Origin of the sequence: Pontibacter toksunensis (assembly GCF_042686245.1) — a bacterium.
In the GTDB taxonomy this organism is placed as follows: Bacteria; Bacteroidota; Bacteroidia; order Cytophagales; family Hymenobacteraceae; genus Pontibacter; species Pontibacter toksunensis.
Genome location: NZ_JBHUOX010000024.1, coordinates 47,699 through 69,825, shown reverse-complemented (window position 1 = coordinate 69,825; position 22,127 = coordinate 47,699). Strand labels below are relative to the sequence as shown.

Sequence of the window (22,127 nt, the reverse complement as noted above, 5' to 3'; positions counted from 1 at the left end):
CCTGAGCTGTTACATTTTAGCTTTTCTTCTGCTCGGCAATCCAGTCCTCAATTTTCTTCTCCAGCACAGCAAGCGGCATCACACCGCCTTTCAAAATTACATCATGGAAAGCACTGATGCTGAACTTGTCGCCTAGCTCCTGCTCTGCCCGCTGGCGCAGTTCTTTGATTTTGAGTTCACCGATTTTATAGCTCAGGGCCTGGCCAGGTATGGCCATGTAGCGCTCAATCTCGGCTACGGCTGCCTCACGGCTTGTCAGTTCATTATCCAGCGAATACTGTATGGCTTGCTCACGCGTCCAGCCTTTGGCATGCATGCCCACATCCACCACCAGTCTGATGGCCCGGTGCATCTCGTCGCTCAGGCGGCCAAAGTACTGGTAAGGGTCTGTATACAGGCCAAGTTCCTTGCCAAGGCTTTCGGAGTAGAGCGCCCAGCCCTCGCCAAAAGCACCGTACCAGGAGTATTGCCTGAACCTGGGAAGCCCCACCTGCTCCTGCTGTATGGATATCTGGTAATGATGCCCCGGAATAGCCTCGTGCAGGAACAGTGATTCCATACCCACCACGTTGTAGGTCTTTGCGTCCAGAATCGGCACGTAAAATATACCTGGCCGGGAGCCATCCGGTGCCGGCGGGTTATACTCTGCGCTAGCCGATGCTGCCCGGAAAGCCTCCGTTTGCCGTACCTCGAACTTAAATTCCGGAGTAATGCCGAACAGCTTATCTAACTGTGGCTGCATCCGCTGCTCCACCTGCCTGTAAGCAGTCAGCACTTCCTCCGGTGTTTTAAACGGCGTGAATTTCGGGTTGTCGTTCACATACTGGAAAAACTCATTCAACGTACCTTTAAAGCCTACCTGCTCCTTTACCTTTTCCATTTCACTCCGGATGCGGGCCACCTCCTGCTGTCCAATCTCGAAGATCTGGTCAGGGGTCATATCCGTGGTTGTCCAGTAGCGCACCAGGTATTTGTAGTAATCATCCCCTCCTTTAATGCCACTGATGCCGGTTGAGCTTCTGCTGGCTGGCTGGTACTCCTGCCGCATAAACTCATGCAGCCTTTTATAGGTAGGAATCACATCTTCCTGTATAGCCTTGGTATAGGCTTGCCGGATGCTGTCTTTCTGTGCAGGGGTAAAGCTCTCCGGCAGTTTCTCCACTGGTGCCCAGAAAATTGATTTTTCCGGATTGTCTACTGCCATAGCCTGCAGTTGTGGCAGCACTTTTTCTGTAAGGGCACGCGGCAGAATAATACCCATCCCCATGCCTCTGCGCATGTTGGCAATGGCCGTGTCTCCCCAAACCGAAAAGCCCTTCATGCGGCCCAGGAAATCCTCGTAATCTTCCGGCGTGTTGAAAGGCTGGTTGCTGGAGCCGGAACCAAGTTGCGCCATCGTGATTGGTAGGCCCCAGAACTGGTTTACTGGCAGAAACAGAGCAGGCTGCTCCAGCCCCTCCAGCGATATCTGCATCTCATACTTAAAGATGTCGTAGCTCACCTGTTCCTGCGGCCCTAGTTTACTGCGGTCTACTTGATTTATCTTATCGAGGTAGGTCTGGTACAGTTGCCGCACCTGTTCAATGTGCTCCTGGCTCAGGTCATTTGGAAGTTGGTCGTTGTACCGGTTATCGGCAATGGCAGTAGCCTCCAGCGGGAACAGTTTCAGCCGCGCCTCATAATAGTCCTCAAAAATCTGGCCCAGGTTCTGATCGGCCTGTACAGCTTCTGTTTCCTGCTCCGGCTCCGAGGTGCGGGTACAGCCTGCAGTACCCAGCATTGCCACGGCCAGTCCCGCACATAGTATAAGTTGGTGTTTATTCATTTTATTTAATTACGAATTGATAATTACGTATGAACAGTAGGTACAGCTTTATGTAGGTATTTTGCTTTTGTACCTCAAACTAAAGAAAAAAGGTGAGAATCATTGCCTCACCTTCTCGGAACATGTTATTCCTACGGATACTTCTGCATTAATTCCAGGCTATCATGCAAAGGTGCAACACTGTGAAGCACCACAATTTCGAAATTTACCAATAGGCTTCTAGGAGGAACTGTATATCATCACCGGGCTCAAACTCCATCGGCTTTTCACCCTGCAAAAAGATACGTGCAGAAAGAGGCCCCTTCAGAAAGATCTTATCACCCATGATACGCAGCATGCTTCCTTCACGCAAACCCACCACTGGCTGGCGGTTGTGGTGGTGGAACTCCGCAATGCGCGTCTCGCGGGTCTCACCCATATGGGTAGAACCCTCCGTTGGATCCTGGTAATGCGGGTTGATGTTGAATGGCACCAACTGCAGTGCATCAAAAGTTTTCACATGCACAATGGGCATATCATTGGTGGTACCGATGGTTTTTCCTGCCACGTTTGTGCCTGCACTGGTGCCCATGTACGGCATTCCTTTCTGTACCCGTTCCTGCAGTGGCATTATGACTTTGTTTGCATAGAGGTTACGCAGCAGCACAAAGGTGTTGCCTCCGCCAATAAACACCGCCTCTGCCTCATTTACCGCTTTCACAGCATCGTCATACTCATGCACACCAGTTACACTAATGCCCCAGGTCTGGAGGGCTTCGCGCACTTTGGCTGTATAATCTTTATGGGATATACCACCCGGACGGGCGTAAGGGATGAAAAGAATACTGGATTTGCCTGCTAAGAGGGCTTTCACTTCCTCTTCCGCATGCTCCAGGTAGCCGGTGCCGTAGGTGGTAGAGGTACTTATCAATAAAAGGTTTTTAGAAGGTATATTTTTGCTCATGCTCAAAAGTAAAAATTTTGTATGAGTGTTGAGGGTCTGAACCAGTTGAATTTAACCAGTAGCTCAATTCAGCATTTATAAATCATACTTAGATGATTCTGAAAGCTACTCCTTTCTGATGAGAGACAGCTTAAGCTTAATAGTTTCCAGGTAAGGTTCAAGGTGGGTATAGCTGGTGAGCGCGCGGACGAGGCCTATACTCTTCAGGTCATACAGAAACCAGATTTCCACATAATAGCCATGCAACCAGTAGAGATCTATTTTACACCAGCCCTGTATACGGTGGTGCAGGTAGTGGCCTTCTCCCAGCACAAGCTCTGCCTGCAGGTGTGGCGGCAGCTCATTGAATTCTTCTGCACTTATCATTCCTAATCCTACTCTTTTCCTACAGTAAATATATTAAAAAAGGCTGCGCGCGGCAGCCTATAGGTTAAACGATAGATTTCTGGTTTTGGTCTAGTTCAGGTGAAGGGTGTACAGCTCGAAGCGGCCGGAGGCAAAGCTCCAGTGCGACGGAGACGGATGAATTTCGATGCCGTCCTCATCCATGATTGTGACAGCAAAACCTTCGCCCTGGTTCAAAGGCTCCGTAAAATGCTTCACAGGATATACCTTCCCTTCCTCAATCCACTCTTCCGGCTCAAAGGCAGGCATGGATGCATCGATGCATTTTGCATAAACAGCCATATAGCTCGGGGGTACAAATAAATTAACCATAATAGAATAACTTTCAAGTAATATAAATAATTCCTGCTAAACAGAAAAACCAAGCCAAAGTAAAATTTGCAAGGCTATTGGTAACATAGTGGCAAAAGACATGCCTCATTTAAATAAAAACAAAAAACCTGAGCTATACTAAACTTTCACTAAAAAAAGACAGGCAAAGTGGCAGGGCAAACCTTTTTATGGCAGCTTATTATGGCTATGCTTCGTACGTAAAAGCCACAGTGGATCTCGACCTTAAAATATGATTGCGTATGGAGGCTTCTAAGAACAAACTTTTTTCAGGCAACAGGCAAACTTTTGCCGTAGCGCCCCGGGTATGGGGCCTAAAAACTATATTCGTTAACTTATATTTTATTGCTGAACCGGATGGTTCCTGGATTTTAGTAGATGCAGGGGTGCCAGGCTGCACCAGCAAGATAAAGAGTGCAGCAGCAGAAATTTTTGGCGAGGATGCCAGACCAAAGGCTATCCTGCTCACCCACGGCCACTTTGACCACATAGGCGCTGTAAAAGACCTTGCCGAAGAATGGGATGTGCCGGTATATGCGCACCCGCTGGAGCTGCCTTACCTGACCGGCCAGTCTAGCTACCCGCCACCAGACTCGAGTGTAGGCGGCGGAGGCATGGCCTACATGGCTTTCGCTTATCCTAAAAAGCCAATTAACATCAGAAACTATGTTGAACTGCTTCCTCCGGATGGCTCTGTTCCCGGCCTGACGGGGTGGCACTGGATTCATACGCCCGGTCATACACCAGGGCATGTGTCGTTGTTCCGGGAAGAAGACCGTGTATTAGTGGTAGGTGATGCCTTTACCACGCGCGATGCCGAGTCAGCTATAGCCGTGATGACGGAGAAGCGGGAAGTGCATGGCCCTCCGGCTTATTTTACTCCGGATTGGGCTGCCTCCCATCGTTCTGTTGATGCACTGGCCAGCCTGGATCCTGAAGTTGCGGCATCGGGACACGGGATGCCCATGAGGGGCGATGAGCTGAGAAGAGGTTTAGAGAATTTAGTGAAGAACTTCTGGGTAATAGCGGTTCCAACCAAAGGGCGTTATGTACACGAGCCAGCAGTGGCCGATGAGCGCGGCGTGATATCGGTGCCGCCACCGGTTGGTAACTCTGTACCAAAGGTAATGGCCATAGCCGGTGCGCTGGCGCTGGCAGGCTTTGCCTTCTCTGCCCTTAACAGGCGGGTTAAATCTAACAGCCAGATTCGGTCAGACAGGCCTCTGCCTCATAACCGGGTTGCATCAGGCTTACCTCCTACCGTAGATCCGGACCATGACGACCCGACAGCACATACAAATAATTATCCATGAAAAGCAGAACGGCCGGAAGAGAATACTTCCGGCCGTTCTGCTTTTCATGAGCTGAAGTTGCTATTATTTACTCTTGCTGTTCTTTCTTCCGGCACCACTTTTCTTTCCTCCACCATCTTGTTTGTTCACTGTGGCCCAGGCGCGCTTTTCAGCCTCTTCGGGGCTCACGCCTCTCTCTTCGTAGCTTTCTTCTATGTGCTGTGCTTTTCTTTTTTGCTTATCTGTATAAGCAGATTTATCTCCTTGTGGCATTTTATCCTCCTTCTGTTTGTTGAAACATCCTATTCTGGAGCCGTTTGCTCTTGCTCGTTTTACGAAAGAATCCATTATGGCGATAATACCAGGTAAAAAATCAAATCCTCAGAAGCATAATTTTGCAGGGCAGAGTTGCTTCCGTATTGTGTATTAAAAACCTATAGAAGTAAAGCTGAAACAGTGTGGCCTGCTGCATAACCTTTATAATACCAACTCACATACAGAGTATCCATAGAAGTGTTGGCATTTTTTCTGTCTAAGCTGCCGTAGCTGTAGTTCATCCAGCGGCGTCAGACCTACTGTACTATAGCAGTTGCTCTGTGCTCCTCGGGCCGAGAAGCCGCGTCGTGGGGGAATTGGCTTTAGGCAATTTTGTATAACACTACAGTTCGCTGGCTAAAAGACGAAGCAAGCGCGGTTTTGCTCTAACTATCAGGTTTATTACCGTTCTTGCAACGTTTAAAAGCCATTATCTACAAAAAAGGAATCCACTTGAAACGAAGCATATTTAACTGGAGTGGCGGCAAAGACTCGTCGTTGTGCCTGCACCATGTGCTGCAGAGCAGGGAGTATAAAACAGAGAAACTCATTACCACCTTAAGCGGGCCAACCCAGCGGGTAAGCATGCACGGCGTGCGGCAGGAACTCCTGCAGCAGCAGGCACGGAGCATTGGCTTGCCGCTGCAGCAGATTTTTCTCCCTGAAAACGCCGGCATGAGCGCTTATAATGAAATAATGGAGATTTCTATGCGCGAGCAACAGCAGCAAGGCATCACGCATGCTATTTTTGGAGACATTAACCTGGATGACCTGCGAGCCTACAGGGAGAAGCAACTGGAAAAGGTAAACCTTCAGGCTGTGTTCCCACTCTGGAACAGGCCGACACAGGAACTGGTGCAGGAGTTTCTGCACCAGGGCTTTAAAGCAGTGGTGGTATGTGTGAACGAACGTTTACTCAATGCTTCTTTTGCAGGAAGGATGCTGGATGATAAGTTTCTGCAGGATTTACCAGCAAACGTGGATCCTGCCGGCGAGAATGGAGAATTTCACACGTTTGTATTCGACGGCCCCATCTTCAGCAATCCTATCCACTTTACCCTGGGAGAAGTCGTGCGCAAAGCTTATGCTCCTGCCACCAATACCAACGATGATTGTTTCAAGCAGGAAGAAAAGCCTGTTTTTGATAGTGCCTTCTGGTTCCGCGACTTGTTGCCAGTCTAGTTGGTCCTCTCTTTTCATACTGAAAGAAAAAATTTCCGTGTTCTGCCGCCTTTTGTTGTAGCCAACAGGTTTATTTGTTCCGTACCAGATCAATGAACTGTTTTTATTTTAGCATGGCATTCTGATATGGAACAGGTAAGCTACGATTTCAGCGGAAAAGTAGTACTGATTACGGGTGGCACCTCCGGCATTGGTTTAGCGACAGCACTGCTCTTTGCACAGGCAAATGCAACCGTCATCATCACCGGCAGGGATGCAGCGAAAGGAGAGGCAGCCGTTTCCTCTTTAGGAGCATTCGCTGCTGCCCCACGCTTTATCCAGACAGATAACAGCGAGCCTGAATCTATCCTGAGCCTCTTTAAGAAAATACAAAAAGAGTTTGCAAGGCTGGATATGGCTGTAAACAACGCAGCAAACGAAACGGGCGTAGGCAAGTTGCTACACGAATTCGAGCCAGATGAGTTTGCAATGGCGATTAGCGCCAACCTGCAGGGAGTATGGCTTTGCATGCAACAGGAAATCCGGATCATGCTGGGGCAGCAGCCATCAGGTGGTGCCATTGTCAATGTTTCCAGCATCAATGGTTTGGGCGGCGCACCGGGCGGAGCGTTGTATTCCGCTGCAAAAGCAGGTGTCATTGCCCTTACAAAATCAGCCGCACAGGAGTTAGCTTTAGCCAACATACGTGTAAATGTACTGGCTCCGGGGGCGCACCAGACCCCAATGCTGCAAGGTGTAATGGAGGGGCAAGCCGGCGGCGACCCGCAGAAACTGGAGCAGATAAAGCAAATGTACCTTTCCCTAGTACCACAGAAACGGATTGCAGACCCATCTGAAGCAGCCGCTGCCATTGCCTGGCTTTGCTCCGACAGTTCAAGCTATGTTACCGGTCACACCCTAATAGTGGATGGTGGCATGAGTGCTATGGTGCGGTAAAAAAATTATCTTTTCCAGCGTTCTTTCAGTAGATGTTCCTCCTTGTTGAAGGGAATAGTATGTCCTGTAACAGGGAGTAACTATAGTTATTTTCTCCTTTCAAAGTAAACAGCTTCATCTTCCACATCCATTCCCTTCTGGCATAAATGATATGCTTTGAACTTAGCATAATTATTCTAAAAAATAATTTAACTATTAGTTGCATAAATTAATAGAAGAATAGCTATATTTAATTCGAGATTATTCTTTCCACTCTACGTTCACTTACATTTTTTAACGGATTACTTTTATGAGAAAGCTATTTTGCACCCTGTTACTCTGTTCAGCCATAGCTGCCACCAGCACTGCACAAACGTCGCTTGAAAAAAGTACAAGCTACACAGAGAATTCACCCGAGGTCGAAGAACTGATCGAAAAAGGCATAGCTTTTTATGATGAAGGCAAATACAAAGCAGCCGTAGAGCAGTATAAGGAAGCGCTGAAAAAAGATGCCAGGAGCCCGGAGGCAAACTATGAGCTGGCCCTGGCTTATTTTGCCCTGAAGGACATACCCAGTACAATCTTCTACAGCGATGCTGTCATAAAGATGAGAATTGCAGAACCTGAACTACGCGCGCAGGCCCATGTGAGCAAGGGCAATGCTCTTGATGTATCAGGTAAGCAGGATAAGGCTGTTAAAGAATACCTCAAGGCCACAAAACTTGCTCCCAGGCATTACCTGCCATACTACAACATTGGCCTGTCCCATTACAATCAAAAGAACTATAGTGAAGCCGAGCAAAACTTAGTAAAAGCCTTACAGCTAAGGCCGGCGCACAGCAGCAGTCATTTACTGCTGAGCTATACCAAACAGGCACAGAAGCAACGGGTGCAAAGTATGCTGGCGCTCTACAATTTCCTGCTGCTGGAGCCAAACACAGAAAGAGCCGCCACTGCCTATACCAAACTGCGGCAAATGCAGCAGGAGGGAGTTTCTAAAAGTGCCGGAAATAACATCAACGTAATGTTGAGTGCGTCAAAACCTGATGACAAAGCTTTTTCAGCGGCAGAAATGATGGTCTCTCTGAATGAGGCCTCCAACTCCATAGAAGTAAGAGAAGGCAAAACGCCAGAGCAACTGTTTTACGAAAACACAGCCTCTTTTTTCAATATATTGGGCGAACTCAGAAAAGAGAAAGAAGACTTCTGGTGGAGCTACTATGTGGAGTTCTTCCATGAAATGGCACTGGATAATAACGTGGAGGCTTTTAGCCACTACATCAGCCAGCGTAACAGCCCGGCATCCGCCAACTGGCTGGCAGAGCACCCTGAACAAGTAGAGCAACTGGCGGGATGGTGTAGGAACTATAAGAGGTAAGCGTACAGGAAGGTATACCTGGTATGGCCGAAAGAAACAGAAGCAACACAGGTTTCTGTCTCTTTCGGCCATTATTATTACCTTTACAGCATGATTTCACAGAGGCAACTGTTTCTGCAGCACGTAGCGCAGACATCGGATTTTCCGTTGATGATTGAGGTAGAAAAGGCAGAGGGCGTATACATGTACGGGCAGAATGGCGAGCGCTTCCTCGACCTGATATCCGGAATCGGTGTGAGTAATGTGGGCCACCGCCACCCGCGTGTGCTTCAGGCCATACACGACCAACTGGACAAGTACATGCACCTGATGGTGTACGGCGAATTTGTGCAGGCACCACAGGCGCACCTGGCTCACGCCCTCCACAAAACACTGCCCCCGCAACTCGACAATACTTACTTTTTAAATTCCGGAACAGAGGCAGTAGAGGGTGCACTAAAGCTAGCAAAGCGTTATACCGGCCGAACCGAACTTATCTCCTGTTACAATGCCTACCACGGTTCCACGCAGGGTGCCCTTTCTATGAACGGCTCTGAGAGCTTCAAGAACGCGTTCCGGCCGCTGCTGCCTGATGTACGCCATATCCGTTATAACGCCATCGAAGACCTGGAGCAAATCACGGAACGCACGGCAGCTGTACTTATCGAAACAATACAGGGCGAAGCGGGTGTGCGCGTGCCAAAAGGCAATTACCTGCAGCATCTGCGGGAACGGTGCAATCAGACCGGCACCATATTGATATTAGATGAGATACAGTGTGGCTTCGGCCGCACCGGCACCTTCTGGGCTTTTGAACAATTTGGCATTGCTCCGGATATTCTGGTCTGTGCCAAAGGAATGGGTGGCGGCATGCCTATCGGGGCCTTTATTGCGCCTCAGCAAATTATGGCTGCCTTCAAAACCGACCCGATTCTGGGCCACTGCACGACCTTTGGAGGGCATCCGGTCTCTTGTGCCGCGTCGTTGGCAACGCTGCAGGTGATACAGGAGGATAAACTGACAGCAGGCGTGCAGCAAAAAGCAGCGCTATTCAAAGAATTGCTGGTGCACCCGCACATCAAAGATATCCGCAACTGTGGTTTGTTGATGGCAGCAGAATTCGAGTCTTTTGAGGTGCTGAAGGCGGTAATTGACCACGCCATTCTGAATGGTGTGCTCACAGACTGGTTCCTCTTCTGCGATAACTCCATGCGCATTGCCCCGCCCCTTGTTATCTCAGAAGAGCAGATAAGAGAAGCATGTGCCGTAATCCTGCGCTCTATAGATGAGGCAGCAGGCAGGTAAGAACCAAAACCAGCGGTGGGCTTTTCAGTCCCTGGTGTGTTAAAGCAGCCAGGCGGCAGTTTGCCGCTCTTACCGAAGTTATAGGCACTGGCAGTTTTATACTTGACGGTTATCAAATTTTCAACCTATATTACCACCGCTGGTACCACTTGTACGTAAAAGCCGAAGCTACACCTTAAGCCAAAGGTCTGCTCAACAAAGATTTTTATGGAAATTGCCCTTGTGCTAACACTACTGGTTATTGCAGTAGTGCTCTTTGCTACTGAAAAACTCTCCATCGAGATCGTGACGCTGATCATGCTCATTATTCTGGCGAGCGCCCGCATCATTACGCCAGAGGAGGCTTTTGTAGGCCTGAGCAGTGACTTTATCATCATCATTGCTTCTATCTTTATACTCAGTGCAGCCATGCAGGAAACAGGCATTCTTGACTTTGCTGTTGTGAGGCTCGTACGACTGGCGCACAAAAGCACCAACCAGATGCTGCTCATTGTGATGGTGGTGACGGGTGTTGTCTCTGCTTTTATGAACAACACCACTGTGACGGCCATGTTTGTAACTCCTCTTGTCGGTTTGTCGCGGCGCATGAACATGAGCGCCTCTAAACTGCTCATGCCGCTTGCTTTTGCGGCCATCCTGGGAGGAACCTGTACACTGATAGGCACTTCTACCAACGTGGCAGTGAGCGGCTATATTGCTAAGACCGGGCTTGCCCCTATCGGTCTGTTTGAGATCTCAGGTATCGGCTTTGCCATTTTTATAGTGGGTGCCATATATATGATGACGATTGGGCAACGCATGATGCCTGACCGCGGCGAGCAGGAGTTAACTGAAGAATACAAGCTGCAGAAGTATCTCTCTGAAATAGTGGTCCTGCCCGATTCACCGCTCATCGGGCAGTTGGTGTTTGCCTCCGACCTCACCACGCTGAACTTTCGGGTTCTGAACATTATCCGGAGTGATGACAACTTCCTTCCGGACTTCCGGACGCGCATACAGTCAGATGACATCCTGTTAGTGGAGGGAGACCTGGATAACCTGATAAAGGTGAAGGAAACAAAGGGCATCCAGATTATGGCGGATGTTATTCTGGCAGATGACCTGCAGACAGAAGCCATACGGCTGGCTGAACTGCTCGTGGTGCGCCAGTCAAACCTCATTGGAAGAACCGTTAAAGAAGTTAATTTTCTGCAGCGCTATGGCCTGGTGGTCATCGCCATCTCTCGCCACGGGGAGCAACTGCGCACCAAAATCGGGAGCATTGAGTTGCAGCTCGGCGATTTGTTGCTGGTACAGGGATCCTCTGAAAGGCTGAGGCAGTTACGTACCTCCAACGACGTTGCCCTGCTCGGCGAGTTTGAGCCGGTTCTTTTCAGAAAGCGGAAAGGCATCATTGCCATTTCATGCTTTATCGTAGCCATACTATTGGGAACGCTGAATATCCTCCCCCTTTCTATCGCCTTTCTGCTGGCTGCCATCTGCAGTATCCTCTTCCGCTGCATCAGCACAGACAAAGCCTACGCTGCCATTGATTTCCGGCTGCTTATTCTGATTGGGGGGATGACCGCCTTTGGTACTGCTATGGAGAATTCCGGGGCTGCTGATTTTCTGGCTGAAGGCATTGTGGATCTCCTCGGCCCGCTGGGTAAAATGGCGGTGCTGGCTGGCTTTGTAGTACTGACAGTGCTGCTGACCCAGCCTATGTCTAATGCAGCTGCGGCCCTGGTAGTCGTGCCTGTCGCTTTACGGGCTGCAGTAGAGATGGGGGCAGACCCACGTGCGTTCGCCATTGCCATCATGCTGGCAGCCTCCGTGTCACTTATCACACCATTTGAGCCTGCCTGTATCCTGGTCTATAGCCCCGGCAAATACAAGTTCTGGGACTTCATCAGGATTGGTTCACCCCTCACGCTGCTGCTGGTGGTGGTTATCCTGATAATGGTACCGGTTTTCTGGCCAATGTAACAGGTTTGTGTCTGCAACAGTAAGCATACCTATATGCGATGCACTTTATCTATGAAAAAGACACTGTACCTATTGGCTATATCGCTGGCTGCTTTTGCCTGCACACCTAAAAACGAGGAAGTGCAGGAGGAGCATGTAGAGGTTGCTCCCGTACCGGAGGCACTAGACTCTATAGCGAACACAAAGAAAGATGCTGTAAAAACAGACGAGAACGACACCAACCCTACTATGCCGATGCCGCAGCCAGTCATGCAGCTGCTCTCGGAGCAGTACAAAGGCTGGGAAAAGCCCACACTGGCGGCAGAAGCCGCTGCACAAGCTGAAAACCGTACGCAGGGGCCGATGATTGTGCGCGGCGACTTTAACGGCGATACCTACCAGGACCTGGCCTTGCAGCTACAGCAGGGAAATGATGTAGTGATTGTGGCGGCCCTACAGGTAAATGAAGGAGATTATCAGCTATATGAACTCCAACGGGATATTTTATTTAATGAGCGCGGCAAACTGAAGAGCCTGTACTACATGTATCACATAGAACAAGGTGAAGAGTTGCACAACGATGTAGCCAACGAAAATGTAGAGGCGCCACATGATGCGGTAGCGGTAGGCATTGAAGGAGACGATGTCGTGTATCTCTTCCAGAATAACGGGTTCGAGAAGTATGTTGTTAAATAGGTGCTAAAATATAATTGAAAAGGAGAGGCTGCGTAACGCTTGTTTACGCAGCCTCTCCTTTTTTTACAGTAGAAAGCCTTTATCACAAAACGGTATGTACGTTAGGGGTGCACCTTCTCCTGACAGTAATAGAATACACGCTTGCCCTAGTAATTGAGAAAAGACTGGGACTCACGCTTGATGTTGTCACGGCTCAAACCATCCTTCACTCCCATCGAAATTTTACGCACTAACACCCCCACAATCGTCTTCTTAAACCCAAGTCTCGAGGCCATGTTAATGCAGAAGTCCATTTCGTTTTCATCCACAATTCCATCTGCCAGCATCATCTCCACTAAATCATAAATCTGGTCGAAACGCTCCGAGTCATTCTCCGGAAGTTGGGGCTCTACGTTGGCGGCATTCGAGACCAGGTCGCGCACTTCGCTTGGCTTCATGCCATGCTTTTGGCCAATAGAGACGATGAAGTTCATCTCAGTCGGATCAAGATGCCCATCAATCTTAGCCAGTGCGCTAAGGTTTGTAATATGGCTCTTTACTCTCTTTGTTTCTTCGCTCTCAAAAAAACCGAACATATGCTGCCTTTAAATTAATAATTATTTAATTGCTTTGATATTGTGCTAAAACTTTACTTTCTGCTAAATTTGCAGTCTTACGCGCACCGTGTAAGGATGTCATGCAAGAAGCGCCTCAGGAATCAGAACTTTGGTGTTTGGTTAATGCATACGATTTTCTATATAATTAGTCGTGCTTTTGTTCCTTTTTTTGAGATGCAGGAAAAAGCCCCGACGCTACGAAAATTGCCACCCCTCACTAAGCGTAATTTAAACATTGCGATCTTGACAATCAAGGATAAAATCTTAAACTAAACACATCACTTTTCGATGAAAAAAATTGGCGTATTTACTTCCGGCGGTGATGCTCCAGGCATGAATGCCTGCATAAGAGCAATAGTAAGAACTGCTGTATATCATGGAATAGAAGTATACGGAATTCGTCGCGGCTATAACGGCATGATCAAAGGTGAGATTTCTAGATTAGAGTCTTACTCGGTAAGTAATATTATCCAGAAAGGAGGCACCATTCTCCGTTCTGCACGCAGCAAAGACTTCATGACCAAGGAAGGTCGCCAAAAGGCATATGATCAGCTGCAGGAATGTGGTATAGAAGGACTGGTTGCCATTGGAGGAGACGGTACTTTTACCGGGGCTAACATCTTTTATGAGGAATTCGGCATACCAACCATAGGCGCTCCCGGCACCATAGACAACGACTTGTACGGCACGGACTTTACCATTGGCTACGACACCGCAGTGAACACGGCTCTGGATGCCATCGATAAGATTAGGGACACGGCCGACAGCCACGACCGCGTGTTCTTTATAGAAGTGATGGGCCGTGACTCAGGCTACATTGCCATACCCTGCGCCATAGGTGGCGGTGCCGAAATAGTGATGATTCCGGAGACAGACACCAGCATAGACTATGTGGTGGATACGCTACGTACCGGCTGGAGCCGCTCTAAAACATCCTTCATTGTGATTGTAGCGGAGGGAGACGCTGAAGGAAGTGCCACTGACGTGGCAGCAAAGGTGCAGCAGGCGCTGCCCCACATGGATGCCCGCGTAACTATTCTGGGCCATGTGCAGCGCGGGGGCTCTCCTACTGCCGCCGACCGCATGCTAGCCAGCGAACTCGGCATTGCATGCGTGGAAGGCCTGATAGCCGGTCGTAAAAACGAGATGGCCGGAATCATTAACCGGAAGCTGACTTATACCCCATTCATCGACACCATTACCAAAGACAAGCCTATCAACCCGGAGTTTATCAACATGGTGAACATCCTTTCTGTATAGCTTTTCCCAAAGCGCATCCTATATTATATACTTCTGCGGCAAGCATGCCCAGAAGTATAAATGGGTTCCTTTTCTTTTTTGCACCTCTGCGAATAACACAAATCCTTGTTTCATGAGGATTTATTTATAAATATTTCATTTAATCTATCCATATCACTATAATTCCGTAAAAGCAGAGCACAAACTAACATCGCACTACTATCGCTTCTGCTAAACATATTGGACGAATTATCCTAAAAGTAATACTATGGCCTCTTGCCATTGTAATAGGACTCCTCATTCTTATAGTGATTGCACTGCAATTTCCGCAGGTGCAGAACTGGGCGGCTAACAAGGGAGCTGCCTACCTATCCGATACCCTCAATACCGAAGTAAGAATTGGCGGCTTCACCACTGACTGGCGCAACACACTGGTGTTGACGGAAGTGTATGTGGAGGACCAGCAGCAAGACACACTGTGGTACAGTGAAAGGCTGGGTGTGGACATGCGCATTTTCTCGCTGCTGTCCGGGGAGCTGAACGTGGGCGAGGTGAACCTGCGGAACGCGACCGTTAAACTACACATCCGCGAGGACAGCACGACCAACTTTGACTTTATAACAGAGGCCTTTGCCACAGATACCACGGCAGCCCCTCAGCCCGCTGATACCGCCTCGGCTGCCATGCAAATCAGCCTGGGCACCGTCATTCTTGACAACGTGTACCTCGTTTTCAGGGACGAAGCAGGCGGGAATTACATAAAGAGCCGGGTTGGGGCATTGGAAACAACAATGGACGAGATAGACCTGGATGCACAACGCTACCTAGTTGATGAAATAGAACTGGCCAATACCTGGGTAGACTATGAGCAGACGAAGCTTCCTCCGCCTGACACTGCAGCCTATGAACCGCTGGAACTGGAGTTTGGCCTGAACCGGGTGGCGCTGGACAACATACGTGTCAGCTTCCTGAGCTACCCATCTAACCAGCGCATTGAACTGGACCTGGAAGAGTCGGAACTGGTGGCAGACAACATAAACCTGAAGGATGCCCGTGTTGACCTGCAAAGCTTTATGCTGCGCAATGCAGACGTAAAGTATGTACAGGAGAAGTACACCCCTGCCGACTCGCTGGCTGTGAACCCGGCCCGAACAGCTGAAGAACTTGATGAGTCGGTGGAAGAGGCCAGCGGACAGCCCATGAACTGGGTGGTAACGCTGGGTGAGCTGGATGTGTCGGATCTGGATGTGCAGTTCGACAACGATGCCCCGAAGCAAACTCAGGGTATGGATTACGATCACCTGCTGTTCACCGACATCGTGCTAAATGCCCAGGACATACTCTACAGCCTCAACCAGGTACGGGTAGACCTGAACCAGCTCACCCTGCAGGAGCAGAGCGGCTTTGCCCTGAAGAACTTCGAAGCACAGATTGAGATGGACTCTACAAGCGCCAGCCTAAAAAACCTGGACCTGAGAACAGGCAACAGCTACCTGCAGAACGACCTTGCTATGACCTACCCTTCTTTGGAGGCTATCACCGAGCAGCCCTCGCAGGTAAGTCTTCAGCTTGACATCAACAATAGCTTCGTTGGGATGCAGGATGTATTGTACTTCGCTCCTGACCTGGCGGCAGATCCATCCTTTAAGAGCATCGCCAACTCTAGTATCAAAATAGAAGCCGAAGCGTCAGGTCAACTAGACAACCTACGCATCAATAACCTGCAGCTGGCTGGCCTGAAAGACACGTATGTGGATGCAAGCGGGGTAGTGCGAAATGCCATGGACCCGGACAACCTGTACCTCGACCTGAACATCGACCGCTTTACCACTACCCGAACCGATATACTTGCGCTCGCTCCTGCCGGCACTATTCCACCTGACTTCCGGATACCGAGCCAGATAAGCTTAGAAGGAAATTATCAGGGAACACTCACTGCCTTCGATGCCAAAGCCGACCTGCGCAGCTCGTTTGGTAACGTAGCGGCCGTAGTAGACATGGACGCCAACGAAAACTTTACCGCCACGGTCCGCTCCGGTGGCTTTGACCTGGGGCAGTTGATGACAGATAGTTTGGGACTGGGTAAGGTAGCACTGACAGCAAAAGCGACCGGAAACGGCCTGACACCGGAAACGATGAAAGCTGTGGTAGAAGCCGATATTCAGCTGTTTGACTACAACGGCTACTCCTACAACGACATTGACGTAAATGCCCGCATCGATCGTGGCTTATACCAGGTAGAAGCAAACGCAGAAGATGAGAACCTCAACTTTGACCTGAACGGCACCTTTAACATGCGCGATTCGCTGCAGGCCGCTTATGCCTTCAACCTTGATTTGAGGGAGGCTGACCTGCAAGCTCTGAACCTGTACCCGGAGCCACTGGCTGTACAGGGCCAGTTGCAGGGCGAGTTTACAGGCGCTGACCCCAGCACGCTGAGTGGCACCCTGCAGGGAGAGCAATTGGTAGTAAATTATAATGAAACGACTTACCCGATAGACTCCCTGCTTCTCACCTTAGAGCAGACAGGCGAAGTAGCAGAACTGAATCTAACGTCAGATGTAGCGGATGCTGAAATGCATTTCGAGAACTCACTGGCAACATTGCCAACTGCCCTGCAGAAGTACTTTTCCAACTACTTTGATTTGCAGCCAGACCCGCCTTATCCGGCTGACGTGAATTTAGAGGACTTCCGGTTTGTGCTGGACCTGAAACAGACAGACCTCATTAAAGCCTTTGTACCGGGGCTGACACAGCTTCAGATAGACACGGCCATTACAGGAGCATATAATGCACAGACACAGCAACTAGTAGTGGACGGTCATGTGAATGCCATCACCTATACAGATTATACCCTCCGCGACCTGGACCTACGGCTACGAGGTGACCAGAACGAGCTAAACTACAACCTCGACCTGCAGCGCCTGGTGTCACCATCCCTTCAAATGCAGAATATCACGCTGGAGGGTGCCGCACTTGATGATGCTTTAACCGTACGCCTGGGCATTGCGGGTGACAGCCTGCAGAACGGAGACCGCTTTGTGCTTGGAGGCACACTGAACAGTGAAGGACAAGGTTATCGTTTCTCTTTCAATCCGGACCAACTGGTAGTTAACGGAGATGACTGGGATGTGCCGCAGGATAACTACCTGCAGTTTGGCACAGACTTTATTTACGCCAATAACGTAGTGCTGCAGCACAATAACCAGGCAATTGCGCTGAATAGCTCAGGACCTGTTGGCCCGACTGCGCCCCTTAACATCGGTTTCGACAATGTTGATATCGGCTATATTATGAGCACGTTTCAGGACCCTCAGGACAGCCTGATTGCCGGTACTATAAACGGGGAGGCCACCTTGAACAACATCATGTCAGGCACGCTGAGCTTCACTTCAGACCTGGCTGTGACTGACCTTGTTTATGAAGGCACACCTGTAGGCGATTTAGCCCTAGAGGCCAGCAGTGCCGGCGAAAACCGCTATAACATTGATGCCAAGCTAACAGACAACGGAAACCAGGTGCTCGTGAACGGGTTTGTTGAAACACAGCCAAACGCAACACTTCTGAACCTGGATGCTAACATTGCGAACCTGAACATAAGTTCTCTGGAGGGCTTTACGGCAGGCATGGTAAACCAGATGGACGGCAAGGCAAGCGGCGACCTGCGTATCACAGGCACCGTCGAGAACCCGGACATCACCGGCCAGCTTAACTTCGACCAGGCCCAGTTCAACATCGCCATGTTTGGCTCCCTGTTCACATTAGAAGACGAGCGCCTGCTGTTTAATGAGCAGGGCATCCGCTTCCCTGACTTCACTATCACAGATTCGCTGGGCAACGACCTGGTGGTAGAGGGAATCATAGAGACGGAGACGTATACTGACTTTCAATTTGCCCTGAGTGTAGAAACAGACAAGTTCCTGGCCCTGAACTCTACTGCTGAAAACAACGAACTTTTTTACGGAACTGTGTTTGTGGCAGCAGACGCTACCATTGGGGGCAACATGGCACAGCCCGAGGTAGATGTGACTGCCCGTGTGCTGGATGGCTCCAACTTCACCACCGTAATCCCGGCAGAATCGACCGGGGCAGCTGAGCGGGAAGGTATAGTGGAGTTTGTGAACCTCAACGCGGATTTAACTAAAATCATCAGCAGGCCAGAGGAACAGGACTCCGTAGAGATAACGGGCTTTGTTGGTGCTGATGTGGAAGCGGAAATAACGGTAACGGAAACCACCCCTATCACAATTGTACTGGACCCTATCACCGGCGATAACCTGGTGGTGCGCGGAACAGCAGACCCGCTCTTTATTGGCATGCGGCCAAGCGGGGAAATCAACATGTCTGGTCGCTATACTATTGAAAGCGGCCGTTACAGCATGGACTTCTACGACCTGGCTTCCCGCGAGCTGGATATAGCCGAGGGCAGCTACATCAGCTGGTCTGGCGATCCACTACAGGCCACTATGGACATCACGGCGATCTATAATGTAGAAACAGCCCCTCAGGAACTGGTTGCCTCACAGGTTGCCGGAGTAGAAAACCCGGCTTTGAAAAACCAGGTTGAGTTTCAGGTGCTGGTTAATGTAGAAGGCGATTTACTCACTCCGGATATAAGTTTTGATATACAGCTGGCAGAAGAAGAGCAAGGAAACGTACCGGAGCAGGTGGTAAGCAGCCTGGGAAACCTGCGCCAGGATGAGGCAGAACTGAACAAGCAGGTATTTGCGCTGCTGGTGCTCAATCGCTTCCTGGCCCCCGACCCACTTGCCAGCTCCGGGGGAGGATTGGAGGCCTCTGCACGAAACAGCCTGAGTGGTGTACTTTCCGACCAGTTGAATGCCCTTACCAGCCGCTACGCTGGAGGCTTGGGCTTGGAGCTTGGTGTGGATTCCTACCAGGATCACTCCTCCGGCACAGCCCAGGGCCGCACAGACCTTAACGTAGCCTTGAAGCAGCAGTTCCTGAACGACAGGCTTACTGTCCGGGTTGGCACCGACATTGGCCTGGAGGGTGGTAATCGCTCGAACCAGACCATGAGTGGGTTTGGAGGTGATATTTCAGTCGAATACTCTCTTACCGAGGATGGCCGCCTGCGGGTGCGCGGTTTCCAGCGCAACCAGTATGAAGGCGTATTAGAAGGCGGCGATGTGCGCGCCACAGGCTTGTCGCTGATTTATGTGCGGGAATACAATGACTTTGCTGATTTGTTCCGCAGCGTTGAGGCAGTGCAGCGCAAAGAAGAAGCCCGAAAGCTGGAGGAGGCCAAAAAGATCCGCGAGCAGCAACAGGCTATAAAAGAAGAAGAGAAAGAACTACAAGAAGAGGGTATAGAACAATAATTTATGTTAATCAGAAAACCTTTACCTAAGTATAAAGGCACATATATTTTGCCACTCCTGCTAATGCTCCTGCTCTCTTCAGGTTGCAGCGTTACGAAGGTTGTGCCGGAGGGAAGAGCCCTTTTTTGGGAATACGATGTAAAAGTTAAAGGAGAGAAGGACAGCAGTAACCGCTCCGCTGACCTGGAGACAGAGTTAAGCCAGACGGTACGGCCAAAACCCAATGCCTCTATACTAGGCCTGCGCCCTAAACTGGCCATATACAATGCTTTTTATACTGAAAAGGAAAAAGGCCTGAAGCACTGGATCATGACAAAGCTAGGCGAACCTCCTGTGCTTTATTCAGAGCTGGACACAGCAACCGTCAGTCAGATTATGAGTAGCCGCCTGCACAACAGGGGTTACTTTAACAATACCGTAAGCAGCACAACTACTATCGAAAACAAAAAAGCATCGGTAAGCTGGACGGCAAAAATAGGAGAACCCTACCGTTTCCGAAAAATCGCCTATACCCTGAACGATTCTTTACCTGTACACCGCGACATAGAGCAAACAAGAGAGGAGTCACTCCTGCAAACCGGAGAGCCGTACGACCTGGCAACCATGACAGCAGAGCGTGTGCGTATAGATGGTGTGCTCAAGAATGAAGGCTATTACTTCTTTAGTCCGGAGCTGTTGATTTATTCTGCAGACACGACTGTAGGCGAACCCGGTGAAAGACTGGTGGACGTGGTTTTGCGTGTTAAAAATGCCGCCAGTGCAAAAGCCCTGCAGCCTTACACCCTGGATGATATCTTTATTTTCGCAAACTACTCTGTGGGCGATAGTTTAGCCACAAATGACACCATCGACTATAAGGGCTACCATTACATTCCGAATGAGAACTATGTGCGGGCGAAGCACCTGTTGCGGGGCGTCTTCCTGGAGCAGGACAGCCTCTACACCCGGGAAGAGCACCTGCTGACAACAAAGCGCCTAAACGCCTTCCCAGCCTATAAGTTTGTGAACATAGAGTATGAAGTAGATACTGTTGAGAACAATGCATTAGACGCGTTCATTTACCTGACTCCTGCACTGAAGAAGTCATTGCGGGCAGAGGCGCAGATGGTAAGTAAATCGAACGGTTTCTCCGGTCCGGGAATAAACGTGTCTTTCCAGAACAAGAACGCCTTTAAAGGTTCAGAGCTGCTGAGTGTAGACTTTACCGGCACCTTTGAGTCTTATGTAGGAGGCAGAGGATCAGGCCCCGCACCGGAAGGTATAGAGCCGACAGGTAACCAGAACCTGACATCCTACGAAATCAGTGCCAAGGCGTCACTCACAATACCCCGCATCCTGTCTCCGTTCAATCTCAGGAACCTCCGCACTGAATTCGCCCCACAGACGCGTATAGGTGTAGGAGCCAGCTTATTGAACCGGGTGGGCTTTTTCCAGATGAACTCCTTCAGCGCTACCTATGGCTATAATTATCGCCCAACCCAAACGCTGACGATCGATGTTACCCCGATTAACCTGCAGTATGTACAGCTAGCCAACACAACTCCTGAATTTGATAAATACCTGGATCGTAACCCTTTCCTGGAGCGCAGTTTTGAAAACCAGTTTATTGTCGGCTCCATTTACCAGCTTACCTATAGCACTCAGGTGTTCGAAGACAGGACAAATCAATTTTTCGACAGACTAATTTTAGACTTATCCGGCAACTCATTAAATGCGTTTCAGTCTGTTACAGGTTTCCCTCCACCAACAGACGAAGAACCCCGTACCATAGTTGGTAACCGGTTTTCGCAGTACGTGCTGGTTGATAACGACTTCAGGCACTACCTCAATTTCGGGGAAGAGAGCCAGCTGGTTACAAGACTGGTAGTGGGTGCGGGCTTTGCTTTAGGCAACTCCACCACCCTCCCTTATGTTAAGCAGTTCTCCGTGGGTGGTCCCAACAGCATCCGTGCTTTCAGAGCCCGAAGCATTGGCCCTGGCGCCTATAGAGATACAGCGCAGGTAACCAGTTTCTCTTTCTTCGACCAAGTGGGTGACATCAGGTTGGTGGGTAACCTGGAGTACCGCTTCCCAATTACTGGTTTTTTCAAAGGAGCAGTTTTTATGGACGCTGGTAACATCTGGTTATTCCGGGATGAGTTAAATGACGATGGAGAGCCCATCCGCCCGGGCGGTACGTTCGATTCCAGTGGCTTCCTCAACCAACTGGCAATAGGTACCGGGTTTGGCTTAAGGGTGGACGTGGAGTTTTTCGTGCTGCGTTTCGATATAGGTATTCCTGTTCAGGTACCTCACCTACCCAAAGGAGAGCGGAACGTGCTAAAAGACTTTAACGGAAGCTTCAGCGGCGAAAACAGTATGGTGCTGAATATTGCCATCGGTTATCCATTCTAATCTTGAGTGACTGAATAAATGAAAAAAATATGATTTTCATTTATTCA

The 22,127-nt window shown here is 49.6% G+C and carries 16 protein-coding genes; 10 read left to right on the top strand and 6 right to left on the bottom strand.

Annotated elements, in window-relative coordinates; genetic code table 11:
• Window positions 1-16 precede the first annotated feature (16 nt).
• The 4 genes from ACFS7Z_RS22470 to ACFS7Z_RS22455 all read right to left on the bottom strand — a co-directional run bounded on the left by ACFS7Z_RS22470 (window position 17) and on the right by ACFS7Z_RS22455 (window position 3,455).
• Window positions 17-1,825 (bottom strand): DUF885 domain-containing protein, encoded by a 1,809-nt coding sequence (locus ACFS7Z_RS22470; protein ID WP_377489885.1) that lies wholly within the window; start codon window positions 1,823-1,825, stop codon window positions 17-19.
• A gap of 205 nt (window positions 1,826-2,030) precedes the next feature.
• The gene (gene pepE, locus ACFS7Z_RS22465; RefSeq protein WP_377489882.1) at window positions 2,031-2,768 is read right to left on the bottom strand and encodes a dipeptidase PepE; all 738 of its coding nucleotides are present in this window, start codon (window positions 2,766-2,768) and stop codon (window positions 2,031-2,033) included.
• A 105-nt stretch (window positions 2,769-2,873) separates the two neighbouring features.
• Window positions 2,874-3,134 (bottom strand): hypothetical protein, encoded by a 261-nt coding sequence (locus ACFS7Z_RS22460; protein WP_377489879.1) that lies wholly within the window; start codon window positions 3,132-3,134, stop codon window positions 2,874-2,876.
• 90 nt (window positions 3,135-3,224) lie between these two features.
• Entirely contained in the window at window positions 3,225-3,455 is a 231-nt protein-coding gene (locus ACFS7Z_RS22455) for a hypothetical protein (RefSeq protein WP_377489876.1), read from the bottom strand.
• A gap of 290 nt (window positions 3,456-3,745) precedes the next feature.
• Here ACFS7Z_RS22455 and ACFS7Z_RS22450 point away from each other — a divergent pair, with 290 nt between their 5' ends.
• Window positions 3,746-4,816, top strand: coding sequence for an MBL fold metallo-hydrolase (locus tag ACFS7Z_RS22450; protein WP_377489873.1), 1,071 nt, complete (start codon window positions 3,746-3,748; stop codon window positions 4,814-4,816).
• Window positions 4,817-4,879: 63 nt separating this feature from the next.
• Here ACFS7Z_RS22450 and ACFS7Z_RS22445 read toward each other — a convergent pair whose 3' ends face one another.
• Window positions 4,880-5,068, bottom strand: a complete 189-nt coding sequence (locus ACFS7Z_RS22445; protein WP_377489870.1) for a hypothetical protein — start codon at window positions 5,066-5,068, stop codon at window positions 4,880-4,882.
• Between the two features lie 495 nt (window positions 5,069-5,563).
• Between ACFS7Z_RS22445 and ACFS7Z_RS22440 the strand changes: the two genes are divergently transcribed.
• The 6 genes from ACFS7Z_RS22440 (at window position 5,564) to ACFS7Z_RS22415 (ending at window position 12,509) form a co-directional block, all read left to right on the top strand.
• A complete protein-coding gene (locus tag ACFS7Z_RS22440; protein WP_377489867.1) occupies window positions 5,564-6,292 on the top strand; it encodes a Dph6-related ATP pyrophosphatase in 729 nt (242 codons plus the stop codon).
• Window positions 6,293-6,418: 126 nt separating this feature from the next.
• Complete coding sequence (locus tag ACFS7Z_RS22435) at window positions 6,419-7,228, top strand: SDR family NAD(P)-dependent oxidoreductase (protein WP_377489864.1); 810 nt, start codon at window positions 6,419-6,421, stop codon at window positions 7,226-7,228.
• Between the two features lie 289 nt (window positions 7,229-7,517).
• Complete coding sequence (locus ACFS7Z_RS22430; protein WP_377489861.1) at window positions 7,518-8,585, top strand: tetratricopeptide repeat protein; 1,068 nt, start codon at window positions 7,518-7,520, stop codon at window positions 8,583-8,585.
• A 93-nt stretch (window positions 8,586-8,678) separates the two neighbouring features.
• The gene (locus tag ACFS7Z_RS22425; RefSeq protein ID WP_377489950.1) at window positions 8,679-9,869 is read left to right on the top strand and encodes an aspartate aminotransferase family protein; all 1,191 of its coding nucleotides are present in this window, start codon (window positions 8,679-8,681) and stop codon (window positions 9,867-9,869) included.
• Window positions 9,870-10,076: 207 nt separating this feature from the next.
• Complete coding sequence (locus ACFS7Z_RS22420) at window positions 10,077-11,834, top strand: SLC13 family permease (RefSeq protein ID WP_377489858.1); 1,758 nt, start codon at window positions 10,077-10,079, stop codon at window positions 11,832-11,834.
• A gap of 51 nt (window positions 11,835-11,885) precedes the next feature.
• On the top strand, window positions 11,886-12,509 hold the full coding sequence (locus tag ACFS7Z_RS22415; protein WP_377489855.1) for a hypothetical protein: 624 nt from the start codon (window positions 11,886-11,888) through the stop codon (window positions 12,507-12,509).
• Window positions 12,510-12,655: 146 nt separating this feature from the next.
• Here ACFS7Z_RS22415 and ACFS7Z_RS22410 read toward each other — a convergent pair whose 3' ends face one another.
• Window positions 12,656-13,084 (bottom strand): tellurite resistance TerB family protein, encoded by a 429-nt coding sequence (locus ACFS7Z_RS22410; RefSeq protein WP_377489852.1) that lies wholly within the window; start codon window positions 13,082-13,084, stop codon window positions 12,656-12,658.
• 309 nt (window positions 13,085-13,393) lie between these two features.
• On the opposite strand from ACFS7Z_RS22410, the gene pfkA reads away from it, so the two are divergent.
• The 3 genes from pfkA to tamL all read left to right on the top strand — a co-directional run bounded on the left by pfkA (window position 13,394) and on the right by tamL (window position 22,080).
• Window positions 13,394-14,365, top strand: coding sequence for a 6-phosphofructokinase (pfkA, locus tag ACFS7Z_RS22405; RefSeq protein WP_377489849.1), 972 nt, complete (start codon window positions 13,394-13,396; stop codon window positions 14,363-14,365).
• A gap of 200 nt (window positions 14,366-14,565) precedes the next feature.
• Window positions 14,566-19,686 carry a translocation/assembly module TamB domain-containing protein gene (locus ACFS7Z_RS22400; RefSeq protein WP_377489947.1) on the top strand — a complete coding sequence of 1,707 codons (5,121 nt, stop codon included), beginning with the start codon at window positions 14,566-14,568 and terminating at the stop codon, window positions 19,684-19,686.
• Window positions 19,687-19,689: 3 nt separating this feature from the next.
• Entirely contained in the window at window positions 19,690-22,080 is a 2,391-nt protein-coding gene (gene tamL, locus ACFS7Z_RS22395) for a translocation and assembly module lipoprotein TamL (RefSeq protein ID WP_377489846.1), read from the top strand.
• Window positions 22,081-22,127 lie beyond the last annotated feature (47 nt).

Excerpts from the sequence above, each read along its gene's own strand:
- ACFS7Z_RS22470 (WP_377489885.1), bottom strand. The coding sequence starts at position 1,825 with ATGAATAAACACCAACTTATACTATGTGCGGGACTGGCCGTGGCAATG.
- pepE (WP_377489882.1), bottom strand. The coding sequence starts at position 2,768 with ATGAGCAAAAATATACCTTCTAAAAACCTTTTATTGATAAGTACCTCT.
- ACFS7Z_RS22460 (WP_377489879.1), bottom strand. The coding sequence starts at position 3,134 with ATGATAAGTGCAGAAGAATTCAATGAGCTGCCGCCACACCTGCAGGCA.
- ACFS7Z_RS22455 (WP_377489876.1), bottom strand. The coding sequence starts at position 3,455 with ATGGCTGTTTATGCAAAATGCATCGATGCATCCATGCCTGCCTTTGAG.
- ACFS7Z_RS22450 (WP_377489873.1), top strand. The coding sequence starts at position 3,746 with ATGGAGGCTTCTAAGAACAAACTTTTTTCAGGCAACAGGCAAACTTTT.
- ACFS7Z_RS22445 (WP_377489870.1), bottom strand. The coding sequence starts at position 5,068 with ATGCCACAAGGAGATAAATCTGCTTATACAGATAAGCAAAAAAGAAAA.
- ACFS7Z_RS22435 (WP_377489864.1), top strand. The coding sequence starts at position 6,419 with ATGGAACAGGTAAGCTACGATTTCAGCGGAAAAGTAGTACTGATTACG.
- ACFS7Z_RS22430 (WP_377489861.1), top strand. The coding sequence starts at position 7,518 with ATGAGAAAGCTATTTTGCACCCTGTTACTCTGTTCAGCCATAGCTGCC.
- ACFS7Z_RS22420 (WP_377489858.1), top strand. The coding sequence starts at position 10,077 with ATGGAAATTGCCCTTGTGCTAACACTACTGGTTATTGCAGTAGTGCTC.
- ACFS7Z_RS22415 (WP_377489855.1), top strand. The coding sequence starts at position 11,886 with ATGAAAAAGACACTGTACCTATTGGCTATATCGCTGGCTGCTTTTGCC.
- ACFS7Z_RS22410 (WP_377489852.1), bottom strand. The coding sequence starts at position 13,084 with ATGTTCGGTTTTTTTGAGAGCGAAGAAACAAAGAGAGTAAAGAGCCAT.
- pfkA (WP_377489849.1), top strand. The coding sequence starts at position 13,394 with ATGAAAAAAATTGGCGTATTTACTTCCGGCGGTGATGCTCCAGGCATG.
- tamL (WP_377489846.1), top strand. The coding sequence starts at position 19,690 with ATGTTAATCAGAAAACCTTTACCTAAGTATAAAGGCACATATATTTTG.